Source organism: Psychrobacillus sp. PGGUH221 (assembly GCF_042055255.1).
Classification (GTDB): domain Bacteria; phylum Bacillota; class Bacilli; order Bacillales_A; family Planococcaceae; genus Psychrobacillus.
The window spans coordinates 278,214-296,660 of the sequence record NZ_JAQMHQ010000002.1 but is presented as its reverse complement, the minus strand read 5'-3'; the positions used below and the strand labels follow the sequence as shown (position 1 = coordinate 296,660).

Here is an 18,447-nt window from a genome sequence, read left to right as displayed (position 1 = left end):
TTTTATTCTTTTCTATTTAACTATAAAGCTGCGTCATCAACGCCATCTAAATACTTCTCAATCGAACCAATAACGGACTCGACACAGCCTTCTTCAAATGGAGAGATTAAATTTGCCTCAGCTACTAACTTAGTGAAAGATTTCGAACCACCTAGCTGGCAAAGGTGTAGATAATCTTTCCAAGCTGCTTCGTGATCTTCTCTGGAACGCTTCCAAAATTGGAACGCACAAATTTGAGCCAACGTGTAGTCAATATAATAAAACGGACTTGCATAAATATGACCTTGGCGTTGCCAGAAAGCACCAGCTTCCAAATAGCCATTTCCGTCATAGTCACGATGAGGTAAATAAATTTCCTCAATCTTTTTCCAAGCGGATTTACGCTCTTGAGGTGTCATTTCAGGATTTTCATATACGACATGTTGAAATTCGTCCACTGCAACCCCATACGGCAAGAATAGAAGGCCGCCGCTCAAATGTGCAAATTTATATTTTTCTGTTTGTTCTTTAAAGAATAATTCCATCCAAGGCCAAGTAAAAAATTCCATACTCATCGAGTGGATTTCACAAGACTCAAATGTTGGCCATACATACTCAGGAATACCTATATTACGGCTTGTAAACACTTGGAATGCGTGACCCGCCTCATGTGTCAACACATCGATGTCTCCAGATGTTCCATTAAAGTTTGAGAATATATAAGGAGACTCATAGTTATCGATAAATGTACAATAACCTCCAGATTCCTTCCCTTTTTTCGCTACTAAGTCCATTAAATCTCGGTCAATCATGAATTGGAAAAACTCTGCTGTCTCAGGAGATAACTCATCATACATTTTCTTTCCATTTTCAACAATCCATTCCGGAGAACCTTGTGGTGCTGCATTCCCAGACAAGAAATTCAGAGATTCATCGTAGAACTTTAGCTTTTCAAACCCAATTCTTTTTGCCTGACGCTCATAAAGTTTTGTTGCAAGAGGAACGATGAAATCACGAACTTGATCACGAAATTTTTTCACCATTTCCGCATTATAGTCAATGCGATTCATACGTATATAGCCAAGCTCCACAAAGTTTTTGTATCCAAGCTTTGTAGCAATCTCATGCCGTACTTTTACAAGCTGATCATATATGTCATCAAATTTATCCTCATGTTCTTTGAAAAAGCCGAATCTTGCTTCCGTTGCTTTCTTACGTACTTCTCTATCAGTTGATTCACCGTAAGGTCCAAGCTGGGCAAGTGTTAATGTTTCGCCGTTAAATTCAACTTGAGCAGAAGCAACAAGCTTAGAATAGTCAGAAGCCAATTTATTTTCTTTCTGCATAAGTGAAATTACTTCTGCGGAAAATGCTTTAATTTGAAAATCAGCAAGATCAAATAATTGGCTTCCCCATTTTTCTTCTAATTCTTTACGGAATGGAGAAGCGACTAGTGCTTTATAATATTCTGTAATTAATTCTTCGACCTCTGGGTTTTTTTCATCAAAAAAATCACGCTCTTTTTGGTAAAACTCATCATTCGTATCAATCGATGCACGAATGTACACTAAATTAGCTTGTGTTGAATAATCATTTCGAAGTGCATTTAGTTCTTCAATTGCAACACTTTGTTCTTCAACGGAAGTAGCCTGTTTGAATTTTGTTAATGCATCATTAAATTTTGTTTTTTCTTCTTCTAAATTTGGTCTTTTGTACTCATAGTCCTTGAATGTAACCAATAAAATTCTCCTCCTGTACGTTCTTTCGAAAATCGAAAGGTCTCATTTCCATTGTTCATTATTTTCAGATTTATTGCAACAATAATTTACAATTGATTTTAAACAAACAATATTATATTATGTCTATTATATAATAAATATTTATGGGGTGCGTTTATAAAATGGAGATATCTGAATTATTTTGGGATGCAAATGCAGAACAATTGAAAGTTGGTTATGTGGAAGAGAAGGAAGATTATGTTTGTTTATTATGTGGTGAAAGAGTGGAAAAGGGAATTATTTATCCAGAAGCCACTGTTTTGTATGAAGCGGAACGTTATATGAAACACCATATTGAAAAGGAACATGTATCTGTATTTCATTATTTAATTGGATTAAATAAAAAATTAACAGGATTGACAGATCATCAAAATAGCTTACTTCGATTGTTTTACGAAGGTAAGAGTGATGCAGACATACAGGCAGAATTAAGTATTGGTAGTGCCTCTACGATACGTAACCACCGATTTGTATTGAAGGAAAAAGAACGCCAAGCAAAAATCTTTATAACGATGATGGAGTTGTTAAAGGAAAAAGACAGTCATGCACCAACCTTTTTGCCGCTTCATAAGACTGCAACGATGGTGGACGAACGATATAACATTACGAAAGAAGAGCAAGAAGAGATAGAAAAGAAGTTTTTTTCTAAAGGTATAGATGGTCCTCTCATAAAATTTCCGAAAAAAGAAAAACAAAAACTGGCAACTCTTAGGGTGATCATACAACGATTTGACTTAGAGCGAGTATATAAAGAAAAAGAGATAAATGAGGTACTAAAAAATGTATATGCTGACTATGTCACATTAAGACGTTACTTAATAGAATATGGGTTTTTAGATAGAAAAGATGACGGCAGTGAGTACTGGGTGAAAAAATAAATACGAGGAGTGGGGAAATTGGATCGTAAAATGGAACTGAAACAAGCATATAAAGAAGTAAAGATTGAAGGTGGAATTTATGTCATAACGAATAAACAAAACGGTAAAAAATTCGTTGGATCCACACGAAACTTCAAGACGTTAAATGGCACGAAGTTTACTCTAGAAACAGGGACACATACAAATAGAATACTTCAAGAAGAATGGCACCAATTTGGCAAAGATGCGTTTGAAATTGAACAAGTAGAGACGCTGAAAACATCAGAAAATCAATACGTAGACGAAAAGAAAGAACTAGAAAAACTTTTAAACAAATGGATGGAGCAATTACAACCATTTGGCACTAAAGGGTATCATACGAAGAAAGAGTGACCCAGAAAGGCTTCCTAATAAACGAGGAAGCCTTTTAATTATATTTGGAGAAATTACTTTACATATATAATCTTTGGTTTTGGATGAAAAATTCTTTTATAGAAAATATAATACATTATCTAGCTATGCAAGGTGACTTGATTGCATATAGTACAGCTACATTTAGATTATATAGCTAAAACATAATGTTTGATGTAACAAGTGATTTGACATGGCTATAAAGTAGATACATGGATTCGTAACAAGTGGGGAGACAATGCATTTCTAACCAGGAAGTAGGGCTGTATGCAAGAAAATCGTATTTCAAGATGTATTTGTAATTGTTGCAGATATAAAAAATAACTCCGAGGTATTCGGAGTTATTTCCCAACAATATAAGTCTTTAAAAGTGCGGCGCGCTCACGTAAGCGTACTTTCGCTTCTACCACTTCGGGGGTCTGTGCTGCAACCACGTCCGTTTTCCATTCTAGCTTTTTGGCAAGTATTTTTGCTCGCTGTAGGTGATAGTCACTCGTAATGATCGTTATAGACTTTACGTTATCTGGCAAAAGCTCTTTAGAAAACAACAAGTTTTCATAAGTTGATGTCGACTGATCTTCAATAATTAGCCTCTCTTCTGCTATCCCATTCTCCAAAAGAAAATTTTTCATTACGACCGCTTCCTCAATATCTTCATCGTCTCCTTGTCCTCCAGAAAGTACAAGGGTGACATGAGGATATTCGTTTGCATACGCAAGTGCTGATTCCAATCTGAATTTTAATGCAAGCGAAGGAATATTGCCTTCTTTTACTTTTGCACCGAGGACAATGGCGTAATCGTTGGAACCATCAGCTTTAGGGTTTAATCCTTCATCCATCCATTTGCTAGTAAGCATCCACAATCCAACTCCGCTGGAAGCGAGAACAAATAAAGGGATAAGCACAATCCACCTCATTTTTTTAGACATTCCAATTCACTCATTTCTTTATAAAGAAGGTTTTTTTCTTTTTATAAAAGTAGAAATTCTCATCTCTTCCTTACGAGCTAAACGACGAAAGTTTTCGATATGCAATATGAGTGCCATCACGAATAAAAAGCTTGCAATTGCAATTGGTATATATCCTTCTGAAAACCATATAGCCTCGCCTAAAAAAACAAAATAAAAAACAAATACTCCAATTAATAAATAGTCCGTTAAAAAAGTTGTGCCAATTAATAATAAAAGTCCGATCAATCCTAAAGGCCAATAAATTGCAAAAAGTATGCCGATTACAGAAGCTGTCCCTTTTCCTCCCTTAAATCCGGTGAAAATGGGAAAGTTGTGACCTAAAATGACAGCAGCCCCCGCTAAGTAAAGAAGTGCATCCTGTTCCAATGCTGAAAAGGTACCGTATTGCTGCATAAAAAATCGTGTGCCAATAATAACCAATACACCTTTTATTATATCGATGAAAGCTACAAGTATTCCGTATTTCATTCCAAGCACAATAGCTGCATTAGAAGCACCTGAGTTTTTAAGACCTTCTGCTTTAATATTGATTCCACTAAAAAACTGAGCAATCTTTGAACCATGAATGGAACCAATTAAATAACTAACTACTAAAATACAAATAATCCATATTACCATTACAACACCTCCAAAAGTAACCCCCATACATTAAACGTACAAGCCTAAAAGAAGTTTCAGAATTTTTATAAAAAGTACTTGACGTACAGATTAATAGAGTCTTATACTGTGTAACAAGATGGAATACTAATCTAATACTCTTATCAAGAGTGGCGGAGGGACTAGGCCCTACGATGCCCGGCAACCAACAAGTTTTAAACTTGGAAAGGTGCTAAATCCTACAAATTCACGCGAATTTGGAAGATAAGAGGAGGAATATGCGAAACCGCACCCCTCTTCTTAAAGAAGAGGGGTTTTTGTTGTTTAGTCGATTTACGATACGTTTTCCGGCTAAACATAAGTGCTTTCGTATTTCTCAAAATCCTCTCCCGCCTCCATATGCGTCCATCTAAAACTATTATTTAGGAGGAATTCAAAATGACAAATTTCCAACCAGAAACACTTCTTTTACACGGTGGTCAGCAACCAGATCCAGTTACAGGTTCACGAGCAGTGCCAATTCACAAAACAACTTCTTTTGTATTTCGTGATACAAACCATGCCCAAGATTTATTTGCATTAAAAGAGTCTGGCAATATTTATTCACGTATAACTAATCCTACTGTAGATGTTTTTGAACAACGCGTTGCTCTACTTGAAGGAGGAACGGCTGCTGTTGCACTTTCTTCTGGTATGGCGGCAATTGCATTTTCCATTTTGAATATTGCGGGAGCAGGCGATGAAATCATTGCAGCGGAAAACTTATATGGTGGTACATTTAATTTATTCGCCCATACATTGCCTCGTTATGGAATTCACGTAAAATTTGTAGATTCTACTGATCCAGAGAATTTTCGAGCAGCAGTAACGGATAAAACAAAAGGGATCTTTGCTGAAATTATTGGAAATCCGAGCTTGAATGTGCTAGACGTGGAGAAAGTTTCAGCAATTGCAAATGAAGTCGGTGTTCCATTGTTGGTAGATAATACATTTGCAAGCCCTTATGGTGCTAACCCGATTAAACACGGTGCTCACATAGTTATCCATTCAGCTACTAAATGGATTGGCGGTCATGGAACAACAATTGGGGGAGTAGTTGTAGATGGTGGTAACTTTGACTGGAATTCCGAGAAATTCCCTGGTTTTACTGAACCAGATGTAACCTATCACGGACTACGATACGGTATTGATGTTCCGAACGTAGCGTTTGCCATAAAACTACGTGTTCAATTGCTTCGAGATTTTGGGCCTTCGTTAAGCCCTGAAGCAGCATTTTCTTTTTTACAAGGTTTAGAAACCCTTCATCTTCGTGTGCCAAAGCACAACGAAAATGCACTAAAAATTGCAGATTATTTATCAAACCATGAAGGGGTAGAATGGGTAAATTATTTAGGCCTGGAAAATCATCCTTCCCATGAACTTGCACATAAATATTTACACAATGGCTTCGGCTCTATCTTAACTTTTGGCGTAAAGGGTGGAAAAGAAGCGGGTAGACATATTATAGATAATATTGAAATTTGGTCGCATGTAGCAAACGTAGGAGATGCGAAATCATTAATTATTCATCCTGCTTCTACGACTCATCAACAATTAACTCCTGAAGACTTAGTGAAATCAGGTGTTACCGAGGACTTAATCCGCTTGTCTGTTGGTCTAGAGGCAGTAGAGGATTTACAAAATGCACTTGATAAAGTACTTGTAGGAAAAACAAATGTCCTCTCTAGATAGAATTTTGTTGTTAATTGGGCTAAAATAGTCTACAATATGTAAAATAGTCAATCGTAATTTTACGAAAGAGATTTTATTAAATATGAATGTGGAAGCTCAATTGTGCAAATTCATTTGGAGGAGAAAGTATGGCAAAAATAAAAGCAGCAATTCTAGGTTTCGGAACAGTCGGCCAAGGAATTTATCACATTGTGAATGAAAAAAGAGAAGAATTAAAAAAATCATTAGGCTTAGATATTGAAATTAGTGCGATTTTAATTAATAATTTGGCAAAAGAAAGACCTGAAACGCCTGGTATTCTAGTAACAGACGATTTCGAGGATATTATTAATATTCCAGGTCTTCAAGTAGTGTTTGAAGCGATTGTGAACGAGGAACCAGCTTATAGCTATTTATGTAGAGCGATTGATAAGGGATGTCATGTGATAACGGCGAATAAAGTGATGTTCTCTAAATATAGTATTCAACTTCATGAACGTGCTAAGTCACGAGGCGTATTTATCGGATATGAAGCTACAACAGCTGGTGGCGTTCCAGTAATTAAAACACTTAAAAATTTACTACAAGTGAACTCAGTAAAGAAAATTCAAGGTATTTTAAATGGAACATCTAACTATATTTTGACACAAATGCGTTTAAATGAATGTCAGTTCGATGATGCTCTACAAGAAGCGCAAGCTCTAGGCTATGCTGAAGCAGATCCATATAATGATATTTCTGGTCAAGATGCATTCCGTAAGTTGATGATTCTTAGTGCACTTGCATTTAGAAAACAACCAAACTGGGATGATGTACGTGTAGTTGGTATTAACGAGATTTCATTAGAGGACGTGAAAAAAGCAAAGGCAGAGGGATTTCGTTATCGCCATGTAGCAGAAATTGAGCAAGATGAAAATGGAGAGCTTTTCGCTTCTGTAGGACCACAACTTGTTGGTCCTGACCACCCGTTATATGCTATTGAGGGTGTAAACAACGCTGTTTCCTTAGATACAAACTATATCGGTACACTTACACTAGTTGGTCCTGGAGCAGGTATGTACCCAACTGCAAGTGTCATGGTAGAAGATTATGCAGAGATTATCGGCAAACGTGCAGGCTTTATGATTACCATTTAAAGTAACTCATGATTAGGGATTACTAAGTACTGTTCAACAGATATAAAAAGAGAAAGGGTGGAGTGAAGTGACTTTGTCACCTTCACTCCACCCTTTAATCTTCATCTTTTACGTCCAAATCATCCGGAATTGGAGTATTGCGCCACTCATCTATTTGGCGTCTTAGTTCTTCGATTTGCTGCAAATGCGTATCAAATTGAGCGCTATTAATGTAATAATCTTCTCCATCAAAAATAGCACGAATTTTTTTTTCTGCAATATATCTTTTTACTTGTTCAATAGGCATTGATAAATAATTCGCAGTTTCTTCCACTGTCATATACATAGTGAATGCCTCCTATCATTATTAGTATAAGATACGATTGTCACTATCTCAATATGTGCTATATTGAAAGTTAATATATAGAAGGTGGTGGGAGTAAAGAAATGTCTGTTTTACCATACATATTTGTACTACTTGGAGCTATCTTATGGGGTACGACGGGTACTGCACAAACGTTTTTACCAGACAATGCACATCCATTTATTATAAGTGCGGGAAGGTCTACGGTAGGTGGTTTTTCTCTATTGATCATTATGGTTTTATGGAGAAAAATAAAATTTAAAACTTGGCCTTGGAAGGAAACGTTCTATGCAGCAATTTGTATTGCACTTTTTCAACTATTATTCTTCTCTTCCGTTAAATTGACAGGTGTAGCGATTGCAAGTGTAGTTGCTATAGGAAGTGCTCCTGTATTTTCGGGAATCATTGAATGGCTCTTTTTAAAGTTACGACCATCTCGAATATGGGCAATCTCGACATTATTTGCAATCGTCGGATGTTTGTTTTTATTTTTAAACAAAGGTGAGATTACTATAAATCCAATTGGTATCATGTATTCTTTAATAGCAGGTATGATCTTTGCGTTGTACACGATATCTAGTAAGTCCTTATTAGAAAAGGAAGAAGCGATACCTGCTGTAGCAATGACATTCTCAGTTAGTGCATTGTTGCTCATGCCTTTCTTCTTTATATATGATGTAAGCTGGTTAAAGGAAGCAGGAAATATTGGAATTATTTTTTACTTAGGTCTAGCCACTACTAGTATTGCGTATGTGTTATATGCTAGAGGATTAAACAAAATACCTTCATCGTCCGCACTTACATTGTCTTTAGCAGAACCAACAACAGCTGCTATTTTAGGTGTGTTCATAGTTGGAGAGAATCTTAGTACGATGTCTTGGATAGGAATTTTGTTACTACTTGGAAGTATTGTAGTGTTAACTATTGGTAGTAAATCAACCAAAAAGTAGCTTATGAGATAGAATATGAGATTTGCCTTGCATGGCAGATCTCTTTTTCTATTTAATGGCAAAGCGCAACCAATTGAATGCTGACCGAGACCATATCACGAAGAAGAGAGACCAATTCTCGAGTAACCGTAACCAAATGTAAACTAACCGCGACCATTTCTCCTTATAAAAGGTTAACTTCTTATAGAAACACTCCTACGAAACTCTTAAAATCCCAGTACATTTCTAACTTCAGCATTATAAGACTGGCTGACAGGAAGTTCTGTACCATCTTGAAGAAGCACCAACAGATTAGACGAAAAATCTCGTATGATGCGATCGATAAAAGATATGTTCACGATATATGAGCGGTGAATTCGTAAAAAGGATTCAGGAAGACGCTGCTGTAATTCCTTCAATGGAATATTTGTTTTATATGGTTCTTTGTCGGCATAAAACCATGTTTTTTTTTGTAGACTTTCCATGTATGCAATTTTTTCTATTGGTATTGGACGCCATTCTTCTTCGAGTTTACCTGTCAAAAATCGATAAGGAGGAGCAGTTGGTTTAGGGGGAAGTATAACAACCACTACTGCATTTTCCCCATTTATATTTATCGGATAACCTACTCCGTAATATGGGAGCTGAAAAAGCGTTTCTTCTATTACAGCCTCTGTTCTACAACCGCATTTTAAAACTAAATCTGCAATGCTTCCTGGTTTTATCTTTTGTCCTTCCTTAATACGTAAATCATGTTTTCCTGCCACGTAATAGATGTACTGATCACCCATTGCTATTGCAATAGAGGCCTCTTTGGGAACCCACTCTTCTAGCAAAATACTATACTGTTTTAAGTAATCTTTCGAAATTTCCATTGCTTCTCCTCCATATTCTAAACTTTCTGCATTCATCCGTCTTATTTGTTGTTCATCCTAAAATAATCCTCTCTTATCCTAAAAACGATACAAACAATTCTAATCTGTTATATATTAATGTACAAGAAAAGTAACTGTTATGATACAGTAAGAAAGTCATATTTTTCAGACAGTTATAATTATAAATTTGAGGAGTGTGTTAAATATGTCAACGAGACAACAACAAGTGGAAGAATTACGTAAAGATTGGGAACAAAATGAACGCTGGAAGGGGATTGAACGCCCGTATTCACCAGAAGAGGTAATTAAACTTCGCGGCTCCATTCAAATTGAACATACGTTAGCTCGTAAAGGTGCAGAACGTTTATGGAACACACTTCATACGGAAGACTTTATAAATGCACTTGGAGCTTTAACGGGAAATCAAGCAGTACAACAAGTAAAAGCAGGACTCCAAGCAATTTATTTGAGTGGTTGGCAAGTAGCGGCAGATGCGAACCTTTCTGGTCAAATGTATCCGGATCAAAGCTTATACCCAGCAAACAGTGTACCTGCTGTAGTAAAACGTATTAACCAAGCTTTCCAGCGTGCAGACCAAATTGACCATGCGGAAGGAAGAGAAGATGGTTTTGACTGGTTTGCTCCTATTGTTGCAGATGCAGAAGCTGGATTTGGTGGACCTCTAAACGTGTTTGAATTAATGAAAGGTATGATTGAAGCAGGAGCAGCAGGAGTTCATTTAGAAGATCAACTTGCCTCTGAAAAGAAATGTGGACATTTAGGTGGTAAAGTACTTCTTCCAACACAAAATGCTGTTCGCAATCTAATAGCGGCTCGTTTAGCAGCAGATGTTTCAGGTGTACCAACTGTATTAATCGCTCGTACAGATGCTGACGCAGCAGATATGGTAACAAGTGATATCGACTCTCGCGACCATGATTTTATTACAGGCGAAAGAACCCCTGAAGGATTTTATCGTACTAAACCAGGGATTGAGCAAGCTATCGCTCGCGGTTTAGCGTATGCACCTTATGCAGATCTAATCTGGTGCGAAACATCTCACCCGAGCTTAGAGGAAGCAAAACAATTCGCAGATGCTATTCACGCAGAGTTTCCTGATAAAATGCTAGCATATAACTGTTCACCATCCTTTAACTGGAAAGCGAATTTAGATGAAGAAACAATCGCAAAATACCAAGTTGAACTAGGAAAAATGGGATACAAGTTCCAATTCGTAACGCTTGCTGGATTCCATGCATTAAACCATAGCATGTTCGAATTGGCACATGAGTATAAAACAAAAGGAATGGCTGCATACTCTAAACTTCAACAAGCAGAATTTGCAAATGAAGCAAAAGGTTATACAGCTACAAAACATCAACGCGAAGTTGGAACTGGATACTTCGATGATATTTCCCAAGTAATATCAGGAGGTACTTCATCTACTACTGCAATGAAAGGCTCTACTGAGGTGGCACAATTTTCTTGATAAGTAAAGTTGATTGGAGGCTGAACGTTGGATGGAACAAGCAATAACAAAAAAAGTTGAAATTATAGGAAAAGAAGTAGATGGGATTCAAGAAATTTTAACTCCCGGAGCACTAGACTTTGTAGCATCTCTTCATCAGTTATTTGATGAGAGAAGAAAAGAATTGCTGGAATCACGCCAAGTACGTCAAGAAAAGCTGAATAATGGGGGTACATTAGACTTTTTGCCAGAAACAAAAGAAATTCGTGAGAGAGAGTGGACTATCGCTCCACTTCCTCAGGATTTACAAGACCGTCGTGTTGAGATTACTGGTCCTGTAAATCGTAAAATGGTTATCAATGCGTTAAACTCTGGTGCAAAAACGTTTATGGCTTGTTTTGAAGATGCAACTTCTCCAACTTGGGAGAATATGATCGAAGGCCAATTGAATATGCGAGATGCAGTGCGAAAAACTATTTCTTTTAGTCAGGATAATGGGAAAGTATATAGTTTGAATGAGGAAGTAGCAGTTCTTCTAGTACGCCCTAGAGGGCTTCACCTTTTGGAGAAAAATGTTCTAATAGATGGGAAGCCGATTTCCGGTAGTTTCTTTGACTTTGGACTTTATTTCTTCCACAATGCAAAAGAGCTTATCGCTCGTGGAACTGGTCCTTATTTCTATATCCCCAAGTTAGAAAGCCATTTAGAAGCAAGGCTTTGGAATGAGATCTTTGTTTATGCTCAGCAACAATTGGGAATTCCAAATGGAACGATCAAAGCAACTGTGTTGATAGAAACGATAATGGCCGCATTTGAAATGGATGAAATTTTATATGAGTTACGTGATCATTCGGCAGGTCTAAACTGTGGACGTTGGGATTATATATTTAGTTATATTAAACGACTTCGCAATCAGTCGCATGTAATCTTACCGGATCGTGGTCAAGTAACAATGACATCACCTTTCATGAGAGCGTATACGCAACTGTGCATTAAAACATGTCACCGACGTAATGCCTCGGCAATTGGAGGAATGGCAGCACAAATCCCAATCAAAGGTGATGAAGCTGCTAACGAAGCGGCATTTACAAAAGTAAGTGAAGATAAACGAAGAGAAGCAACTGATGGTCACGATGGAACATGGGTAGCGCATCCAGGTTTAGTACCAGTTGCATGGGAACAATTTGACACGCATATGCCAACACCTAACCAAATCCATCGAAAACGGGAAGATGTTCAAGTAACAGCGGCAGATTTACTCGAAGTGCCTGAAGGGACAATTACAGAAGAAGGTCTTCGATTAAATTGTAGCGTAGGGGTTCAATATATAGCATCATGGTTACGAGGAAATGGAGCAGCACCTATCAACAACTTGATGGAAGATGCGGCGACAGCAGAAATTTCACGCACGCAAGTATGGCAGTGGATTCGCCATCCAGAAGGAAAACTAGAAGATGATCGTAAAATCACTATTCCACTAGTGGAACAAGTTCTAACGGAAGAATTAGGAAAACTAAAAGCTTCCTTTGGCAATGAAGCATATTTAAAAGGCAGATACACAGAAGCTGCTGAACTGTTTCTTTCATTAGTGAATAAAGATGAATTTATCGAATTTCTAACATTGCCAGGCTACGAAAAAATTAGTTAAAAAAACATATTATTATAGGAGGTGATTTGCATGAAAATAAAAAACCAAGCAGCAAATACAAAACATTGTCGCGAATGTGGATGTGTTATTCATGAGCAAGTAGAATCATCCTTATATGAATGTGAACGCTGCATCGGCATGAACGAAGAATAACTTAGACACATAGACAATGGAAACCGCAACACAAATAGCCCTATCCATCTTTTTAAAGAGGGATAGGGCTTTTCATATTTTTACTCTACTAGACGAGTAGATTGAATCACCTTTTGTTCATTTTCTACTACATAATCAACGAGTATTTGCTTACCTTCCTCTAATCCTTCAAAGAAAGGAATGGCAACTTCAGAGAGTCGCATAGCTTCTGTTGCTCCATCAAGATTTTTTACTTCAATAGAATGAAGATCAATTTGTCCGACATAAGTGACTTCTTGTGATTCCACTACTAATTTCCCGGTTGCTCCACTTATAGACTCCCCAGCCCATTCATAATTAGTCTCGACCTTAAGGTTTTCTAATCCATCTGCTGTAGACCAAACAATCAATTTATAAGAACCTGCAGGAACTCCTGCAAGCTCTTCTTGAAGATTTAAGGGTATGGCCCACTTTTCACCCGGCTGTAGCTTCTTCTCCTGGATCTCTTGTACAAACATTTTATTTGCGGAATAAGTGTATATTACTTCCTTTGCTTCATTTAATAGCTGAAATTCAATTTGTTGCCCACTTGACATAGTTAGAACAGCTTCTTTTTCTGCACCATTTATGATGATGAAGGAAGCCTCTCCATCAGCTAACACGTTAAGCTGAGTAGATATTTTGTCCTCTTGGCTACCTGTCGAGGAGTCTACATCACTCGTACCGCAACTTGCTAATGTAAATAGGGTTACAGCTAATAAAAATAACCAAGGGATTCTTTTTAATTTATTCATTTTGACACCTCCTGTTTAAAAATTAGACCATTTTTAAGGCAGAAAGTTACACTAGTTGTAGCTTTTTTGTTTTCGAATAGGAACATCCTAACCATCTAATATGACGAGGCAGGATATTTATGAAATATATAGAATGATTATTTTAATGTACAAAATATATTTGGAAGAAGGGAATAGGGATGGGGAGAGTAATTGGATTCGAACTAAATAGTCAAGATCCTAAAAAAGCAGCAGAATTTTATTCGGAAGTTTTTGGTTGGGAAGTTGCTGAACCACATTGGGATTATTGGGCAGTTACTACTGGAATGGATGTTAACTCAGGAATTAACGGAGGAATCTGTAAAGGACCATATGATTATCCTCATGGCACTCGTATTCAAATTGAAGTGGAGTCAATGGATGAGTACATAGCTAAAGCTAAAAATAATGGTGCTGTAATAGTGAGGGATAAAATGGAATTCGATGAATTTTACCTTGCCTACTTGGTAGATCCTGTCGGTCTGGGGTTTGGTTTAATTCAAAAAAAATAAACCGTGGACAAATTGCTGCCTAAAAAACAGTGGAAAGTGGGATAAGAGATGTCTTCTATATTTAAGAGAATTGATACTGTATTTTTACAAGTAAGTGATTTTGAGCAAGCGATCAAATGGTACGGTGATGTGTTAGGTTTTAAGCTTAGATGGAAAGATGATAAAGGTGGATATGCTGCTTTAGACATTGGTGAAACACTTCTTACGTTAGTTCGAACAAACAACAACGAGAAGCCGGTTAGAAAAAACAATCATATTTCTTTCAACTTTTATACTTCTGACATCGAGCAAGCACATCAATATTTAGTGCAGAACGCTGTAAATGTTGAACCTATAATTGAAGATAAAGACGTTAAATGGTTCAAATTTCAGGATTTAGAAGGAAATGATTTAGAGGTATGTTATTTTAAAGAATAGTTACTTTCAAAGAGGCGTTAAAATCATTTTCAGACCTATGCAGGTAATTCGAATGGGATTATCGATGAAAAAGCTGTCCGTTATTTTGGACAGTTTTTTTGCGTTTAATTTCAGCTAATTTCTTATGGATTTACCTTTTTCTTAATAAAATAGATGCGCACACTAAGAAATATTATAGTTTCTTAAGAATTTCTTCAGATTTATACTAATGGAATGTTAAGAAATCAAGGTTACAATAAGAAACATAAGAAAGAGATGTGAGGAGGCAAGAAGATGACCCAGTTTACTGTTTTAGTAACAGATGATGACCAGGATATTCGAGATGGAATCGAAATTTACCTTAAAAATGAAGGATACAACGTGTTAAAAGCTGCGGATGGATTAGAAGCTCTTCAATTAATAGAAGAAAATGAAGTTCATGTCATTGTGTTAGATATTATGATGCCTAAAATGGACGGAATTGCAGCGACCTTTAAAATAAGAGAACAAAAAAATATCCCAATCATTATGTTAAGTGCGAAAGCAGAGGATTCCGATAAGATCCACGGTTTATCGGTTGGAGCGGATGATTATGTGACAAAGCCTTTCCATCCAATGGAGCTTGTAGCAAGGGTAAAGTCACAGCTAAGACGTTATACAAAGCTAGGAACCTATCAAGGGCAGCAATCTGTGATTGAAATTGATGGGCTTATGTTAAACCAAGAGGCAAAGGAACTTAGTGTAGATGGGGAAACTGTAAAGCTTACGCCAATAGAGTTCAAAATAACAGAGTTGCTCATGACCAATGCAGGTCGCGTTTATTCCATTAATGAAATATATGAAAGAGTCTGGAATGAACCTGCTTACAACGCGGAAAACATTGTAGCGGTACATATTCGTAAAATTCGAGAAAAAATAGAAGCAGATCCTAAAAATCCGAGGTATTTGAAGGTGGTGTGGGGCGTTGGCTATAAAATCGACAAGTAAAGTGAATTTACTTCTATCCATGGTTGCAATTATATGTGGAGTGCTCTGTTTATCTTATTGTATAACCAATCTTGTTCCTATTTTTGAAATTAAGGAAAGCTTTATCGAAATTATCCGATCGATGAAAGGGGGAGTAGCTGAATGAAACATCCTATAATGAAAAATATTATCATTAGTATCTTGGCTGTTATAATGATTTGTGGACTTTTTACAGTAGTAGATGAGGGACAAAATTATATAGGTAAAAATTATTTTGATAGTGATAGCTTTCAAGTGGAATTAGAAAGTTTTCAATCCTCTATTGTTCCGTTAGTTTTAGCGGTTCCGAATAAAGAGGATGTAATGAAAAATATTACTGTGACAAGAGATGAAATAGAAGAATATCGGTATCGGTATGGAGGTCTACAAGAACAATTAGACTCTATTAGATTTCAATATGAAGGAAGAACTGATGAAGAATCAATTGAAGAGCGTAATAAAAAAATGGAAGATATCACGAAAAACTTCGAGGATAATGCTTATGTTGAAAAGAAAATCCTTATAGAAAAAGAAGAAAAGATTGAAGAATACTTTCGAACAATTGAAAGAGAAAAAAATAATTTCTTAAATACAATGGATGACTATATTTATGACTTGAAAAATATAGAAACAGGTGAACGTTTTACTAATGGGGAAGTAAATTCAAAAAATGCCTTTACAAAATTGTACTCAAGTAAAAATGGGTATTTAAAAGAAAATGTAGTATTTGAAAATGGAGAAACATCCTGGGATGTAACTAACTTAATAGGAAATAAATTTGCTCGATTTGAAGGAACAGTCGCTATTTCGGAAGCAAGTATTTTAAGTGGTAGCAGAGAAGATGAATATAAATATTTTATAGTGAATCAACGAATCTTTTATGGAGTTCTTGTAGTAGGAATATTGGCAGCAATTGCATTTGTTTTATTATGGAAAAGAAACCGCGAGAATTTTAGATGTGAGAAAGCAGAGCAAAAGTATAATAAGTATCCAATTGATGTCAGACTAGCACTATTCTTTATAAGTATTTATGTGGCGATTATGTCTGCGAGAGAAATAATACAGTACGTTTTATATTATAAAGGATACGATCTCATTATTCTTACCCCTATTATTGCGATAATTTTTACAGCTTGTACATTGTATCAATGGACATGGCTACGTGCTGGAATTGGTCATGTTGATTGGAAACAAAGTTTAATTTTTAGCTGGGGAAGATCGCTAGAAGGATTTTTCTTAAATCGAACAATTGCGGTTCAAACATTAATCATGCTAATCGTAATATTCTTCTGGGGATTCGGGACAATGATGTTGTTTCCAGTGCCAGAGGCTATTCTTATCTGGGTTCCTGCAACAATATTAATTGGGATACCAGTACTCGTGTTTTTATTATCGAGAATGTCCTATTTAAACCGTGTTATCGTAAAAACAGAGGAAATGGCAAAGGGAGTTCTTCGAGGAGAATTAGAAGTAAAAGGGAAATCACCAGTTGCGCATCATGCAGCTAATCTAAATCAGCTTCGGGATCGAATAAAGTCTTCTCATTCGGAACAAGCAAAAAGTGAAAGACTCAAAACAGAGCTAATTACAAATGTAAGTCATGATTTGAGAACTCCATTAACTTCAATTATAACCTATACAGACTTGTTGAAGAATCCTAGCATAACGGATGAAGAGCGAGCATCCTATATTGCGATTTTGGATAAAAAATCAATGCGTTTGAAGACATTGATTGAGGATTTATTTGAAGTATCAAAAATGGCTACCGGTAATATAGAATTAGTGAAACAAAAAGTCGATTTAACTCAGTTGCTACAACAGGCGATCGCAGAACATCAGGAAGAAATAGATAAGTCAGAGTTAGATTATCGAGTAGCAATCGGTACAAAGCCAATAATGTCGTATGTGGATGGTCAAAAATGGTGGAGAGTACTTGATAACTTAATCATCAATACGTTAAAGTACGCCCTTCCAAATACACGTGTTTATATCAATTTAGACCAGGTAGACGGAGAAGCAGTCTTTGTTATCAAGAATATTGCAAAGTATGAATTAGGTAACGACGTATCTGAATTAACGGAGAGATTCAAGCGAGCAGACACATCACGCCACACAGACGGATCAGGTCTTGGGCTAGCTATTGCCCAATCTATTGTGGATTTACATGGTGGTAGTTTACGAATGGAAGTAGATGGCGACTTATTTAAAGTTACCGTTACTATAGCAGCAATCTAATAGTAAAACGAGAAATCCAGAGATGGGTTTCTCGTTTTTTGTTAGCCACATAGATTTAGTTGGAATTTTGGAGTGTTTAGTTGAAAAAACAGCTTACTTTAGCGGATGTTTGTCTTCCATGACTTCGAGTCTCTGTAAAATATAGTATCTAGATTTAAAATCATTAACCGGGTGAAGATTAAGTTTATTTAATAGATAGTTGGCTGCGAATTTGTCTTTGAGTTCTAGGAAATAGACACATTCACGATTAGTAATTGTATGTTTGACAAGGTAAAACCAGTCTTCTATCACTTGGGTTTGCATAATTATTTTAGAAGTTTACATGTTGGACACGTGCTAGTGTTATAAATTTGATTAAAGCATTTTGGACAAAATAATCCCGTTTTTATTTGCGAGATTTCTAGCGGATAAGTTTGAGCTATAGGTTTAGGGGTGAACTCAGTAGATTTAGAGAGTAGGCTATTTAGAAGTTGATGGAATTTAGTTGTAGAAATGATATCTGAATATTGATTATAATTGTTGATGTATTCAGATATATCACAATCCATTACAATGGTCGTATCTTTTGGAGGGAGTACGACATGTGTTTTAGAGTAAGCGAGAACAATAAGGCTTTTAATAGGTATATCTATCTTTAAAGAATTTAATAGGGT

General features: G+C 36.4%; 18 protein-coding genes and 1 riboswitch. Of the genes, 12 read left to right on the top strand and 6 right to left on the bottom strand.

All coding sequences use genetic code 11. The features are described from left to right. Window positions 1-20: 20 nt before the first annotated feature. The gene (locus tag PGC35_RS05460) at window positions 21-1,718 is read right to left on the bottom strand and encodes a M3 family oligoendopeptidase (protein WP_053590983.1); all 1,698 of its coding nucleotides are present in this window, start codon (window positions 1,716-1,718) and stop codon (window positions 21-23) included. Between the two features lie 161 nt (window positions 1,719-1,879). Here PGC35_RS05460 and PGC35_RS05455 point away from each other — a divergent pair, with 161 nt between their 5' ends. Both PGC35_RS05455 and PGC35_RS05450 read left to right on the top strand, forming a co-directional pair. Continuing rightward, entirely contained in the window at window positions 1,880-2,635 is a 756-nt protein-coding gene (locus PGC35_RS05455; RefSeq protein WP_053590982.1) for a DUF2087 domain-containing protein, read from the top strand. A 9-nt stretch (window positions 2,636-2,644) separates the two neighbouring features. After that, complete coding sequence (locus tag PGC35_RS05450) at window positions 2,645-3,007, top strand: GIY-YIG nuclease family protein (protein WP_375218444.1); 363 nt, start codon at window positions 2,645-2,647, stop codon at window positions 3,005-3,007. Window positions 3,008-3,366: 359 nt separating this feature from the next. On the opposite strand, the gene PGC35_RS05445 is transcribed toward PGC35_RS05450, so the two are convergent. Both PGC35_RS05445 and PGC35_RS05440 read right to left on the bottom strand, forming a co-directional pair. After that, window positions 3,367-3,954, bottom strand: coding sequence for a YdcF family protein (locus PGC35_RS05445; RefSeq protein WP_231687475.1), 588 nt, complete (start codon window positions 3,952-3,954; stop codon window positions 3,367-3,369). 18 nt (window positions 3,955-3,972) lie between these two features. Then, complete coding sequence (locus PGC35_RS05440; protein ID WP_375218443.1) at window positions 3,973-4,614, bottom strand: glycerol-3-phosphate acyltransferase; 642 nt, start codon at window positions 4,612-4,614, stop codon at window positions 3,973-3,975. 137 nt (window positions 4,615-4,751) lie between these two features. Further along, a riboswitch (SAM riboswitch) is annotated at window positions 4,752-4,864 on the top strand. Between the two features lie 167 nt (window positions 4,865-5,031). Here PGC35_RS05440 and PGC35_RS05435 point away from each other — a divergent pair. Both PGC35_RS05435 and PGC35_RS05430 read left to right on the top strand, forming a co-directional pair. Next, window positions 5,032-6,324 (top strand): O-acetylhomoserine aminocarboxypropyltransferase/cysteine synthase family protein, encoded by a 1,293-nt coding sequence (locus PGC35_RS05435; protein ID WP_375218442.1) that lies wholly within the window; start codon window positions 5,032-5,034, stop codon window positions 6,322-6,324. Window positions 6,325-6,452: 128 nt separating this feature from the next. Next, a complete protein-coding gene (locus PGC35_RS05430; protein WP_056828922.1) occupies window positions 6,453-7,439 on the top strand; it encodes a homoserine dehydrogenase in 987 nt (328 codons plus the stop codon). A gap of 94 nt (window positions 7,440-7,533) precedes the next feature. Here PGC35_RS05430 and PGC35_RS05425 read toward each other — a convergent pair whose 3' ends face one another. Then, the gene (locus tag PGC35_RS05425; protein WP_053590977.1) at window positions 7,534-7,764 is read right to left on the bottom strand and encodes an excisionase family DNA-binding protein; all 231 of its coding nucleotides are present in this window, start codon (window positions 7,762-7,764) and stop codon (window positions 7,534-7,536) included. Window positions 7,765-7,865: 101 nt separating this feature from the next. Here PGC35_RS05425 and PGC35_RS05420 point away from each other — a divergent pair, with 101 nt between their 5' ends. Next, a complete protein-coding gene (locus PGC35_RS05420; RefSeq protein WP_275782639.1) occupies window positions 7,866-8,732 on the top strand; it encodes an EamA family transporter in 867 nt (288 codons plus the stop codon). Between the two features lie 206 nt (window positions 8,733-8,938). Here the strand turns inward: PGC35_RS05420 and PGC35_RS05415 are convergent, their stop codons facing one another. After that, window positions 8,939-9,586 (bottom strand): LytR/AlgR family response regulator transcription factor, encoded by a 648-nt coding sequence (locus PGC35_RS05415; RefSeq protein WP_375218441.1) that lies wholly within the window; start codon window positions 9,584-9,586, stop codon window positions 8,939-8,941. 205 nt (window positions 9,587-9,791) lie between these two features. On the opposite strand from PGC35_RS05415, the gene aceA reads away from it, so the two are divergent. From aceA to PGC35_RS05400, 3 genes are read left to right on the top strand one after another with little or no spacing between them, the layout of a single operon-like run. After that, on the top strand, window positions 9,792-11,075 hold the full coding sequence (gene aceA, locus PGC35_RS05410; protein WP_056828917.1) for an isocitrate lyase: 1,284 nt from the start codon (window positions 9,792-9,794) through the stop codon (window positions 11,073-11,075). 31 nt (window positions 11,076-11,106) lie between these two features. After that, a complete protein-coding gene (gene aceB, locus PGC35_RS05405; RefSeq protein ID WP_375218440.1) occupies window positions 11,107-12,702 on the top strand; it encodes a malate synthase A in 1,596 nt (531 codons plus the stop codon). A gap of 30 nt (window positions 12,703-12,732) precedes the next feature. Beyond that, window positions 12,733-12,855, top strand: coding sequence for a YhfH family protein (locus PGC35_RS05400; protein ID WP_375218439.1), 123 nt, complete (start codon window positions 12,733-12,735; stop codon window positions 12,853-12,855). An 80-nt stretch (window positions 12,856-12,935) separates the two neighbouring features. On the opposite strand, the gene PGC35_RS05395 is transcribed toward PGC35_RS05400, so the two are convergent. After that, entirely contained in the window at window positions 12,936-13,628 is a 693-nt protein-coding gene (locus PGC35_RS05395; RefSeq protein WP_375218438.1) for a BsuPI-related putative proteinase inhibitor, read from the bottom strand. Window positions 13,629-13,807: 179 nt separating this feature from the next. On the opposite strand from PGC35_RS05395, the gene PGC35_RS05390 reads away from it, so the two are divergent. The 4 genes from PGC35_RS05390 (at window position 13,808) to PGC35_RS05375 (ending at window position 17,794) form a co-directional block, all read left to right on the top strand. Then, window positions 13,808-14,158: a VOC family protein gene (locus PGC35_RS05390; protein ID WP_375218437.1), complete on the top strand. Its 351-nt coding sequence runs from the start codon at window positions 13,808-13,810 to the stop codon at window positions 14,156-14,158. A gap of 48 nt (window positions 14,159-14,206) precedes the next feature. Further along, complete coding sequence (locus PGC35_RS05385; protein WP_375218436.1) at window positions 14,207-14,575, top strand: VOC family protein; 369 nt, start codon at window positions 14,207-14,209, stop codon at window positions 14,573-14,575. A 273-nt stretch (window positions 14,576-14,848) separates the two neighbouring features. Beyond that, the gene (locus tag PGC35_RS05380; protein WP_053590968.1) at window positions 14,849-15,541 is read left to right on the top strand and encodes a response regulator transcription factor; all 693 of its coding nucleotides are present in this window, start codon (window positions 14,849-14,851) and stop codon (window positions 15,539-15,541) included. A 141-nt stretch (window positions 15,542-15,682) separates the two neighbouring features. After that, window positions 15,683-17,794 (top strand): sensor histidine kinase, encoded by a 2,112-nt coding sequence (locus PGC35_RS05375; protein WP_375218435.1) that lies wholly within the window; start codon window positions 15,683-15,685, stop codon window positions 17,792-17,794. The last annotated feature ends 653 nt before the right edge of the window (window positions 17,795-18,447 follow it).

Coding starts and splice junctions, on each gene's coding strand:
- PGC35_RS05420 (WP_275782639.1), top strand. CDS start 7,866: ATGTCTGTTTTACCATACATATTTGTACTACTTGGAGCTATCTTATGG.
- PGC35_RS05415 (WP_375218441.1), bottom strand. CDS start 9,586: ATGGAAATTTCGAAAGATTACTTAAAACAGTATAGTATTTTGCTAGAA.
- PGC35_RS05440 (WP_375218443.1), bottom strand. CDS start 4,614: ATGGTAATATGGATTATTTGTATTTTAGTAGTTAGTTATTTAATTGGT.
- PGC35_RS05395 (WP_375218438.1), bottom strand. CDS start 13,628: ATGAATAAATTAAAAAGAATCCCTTGGTTATTTTTATTAGCTGTAACC.
- aceB (WP_375218440.1), top strand. CDS start 11,107: ATGGAACAAGCAATAACAAAAAAAGTTGAAATTATAGGAAAAGAAGTA.
- PGC35_RS05430 (WP_056828922.1), top strand. CDS start 6,453: ATGGCAAAAATAAAAGCAGCAATTCTAGGTTTCGGAACAGTCGGCCAA.
- PGC35_RS05435 (WP_375218442.1), top strand. CDS start 5,032: ATGACAAATTTCCAACCAGAAACACTTCTTTTACACGGTGGTCAGCAA.
- PGC35_RS05385 (WP_375218436.1), top strand. CDS start 14,207: ATGTCTTCTATATTTAAGAGAATTGATACTGTATTTTTACAAGTAAGT.
- PGC35_RS05400 (WP_375218439.1), top strand. CDS start 12,733: ATGAAAATAAAAAACCAAGCAGCAAATACAAAACATTGTCGCGAATGT.
- PGC35_RS05445 (WP_231687475.1), bottom strand. CDS start 3,954: ATGTCTAAAAAAATGAGGTGGATTGTGCTTATCCCTTTATTTGTTCTC.
- PGC35_RS05455 (WP_053590982.1), top strand. CDS start 1,880: ATGGAGATATCTGAATTATTTTGGGATGCAAATGCAGAACAATTGAAA.
- PGC35_RS05380 (WP_053590968.1), top strand. CDS start 14,849: ATGACCCAGTTTACTGTTTTAGTAACAGATGATGACCAGGATATTCGA.
- aceA (WP_056828917.1), top strand. CDS start 9,792: ATGTCAACGAGACAACAACAAGTGGAAGAATTACGTAAAGATTGGGAA.
- PGC35_RS05425 (WP_053590977.1), bottom strand. CDS start 7,764: ATGTATATGACAGTGGAAGAAACTGCGAATTATTTATCAATGCCTATT.
- PGC35_RS05390 (WP_375218437.1), top strand. CDS start 13,808: ATGGGGAGAGTAATTGGATTCGAACTAAATAGTCAAGATCCTAAAAAA.
- PGC35_RS05375 (WP_375218435.1), top strand. CDS start 15,683: ATGAAACATCCTATAATGAAAAATATTATCATTAGTATCTTGGCTGTT.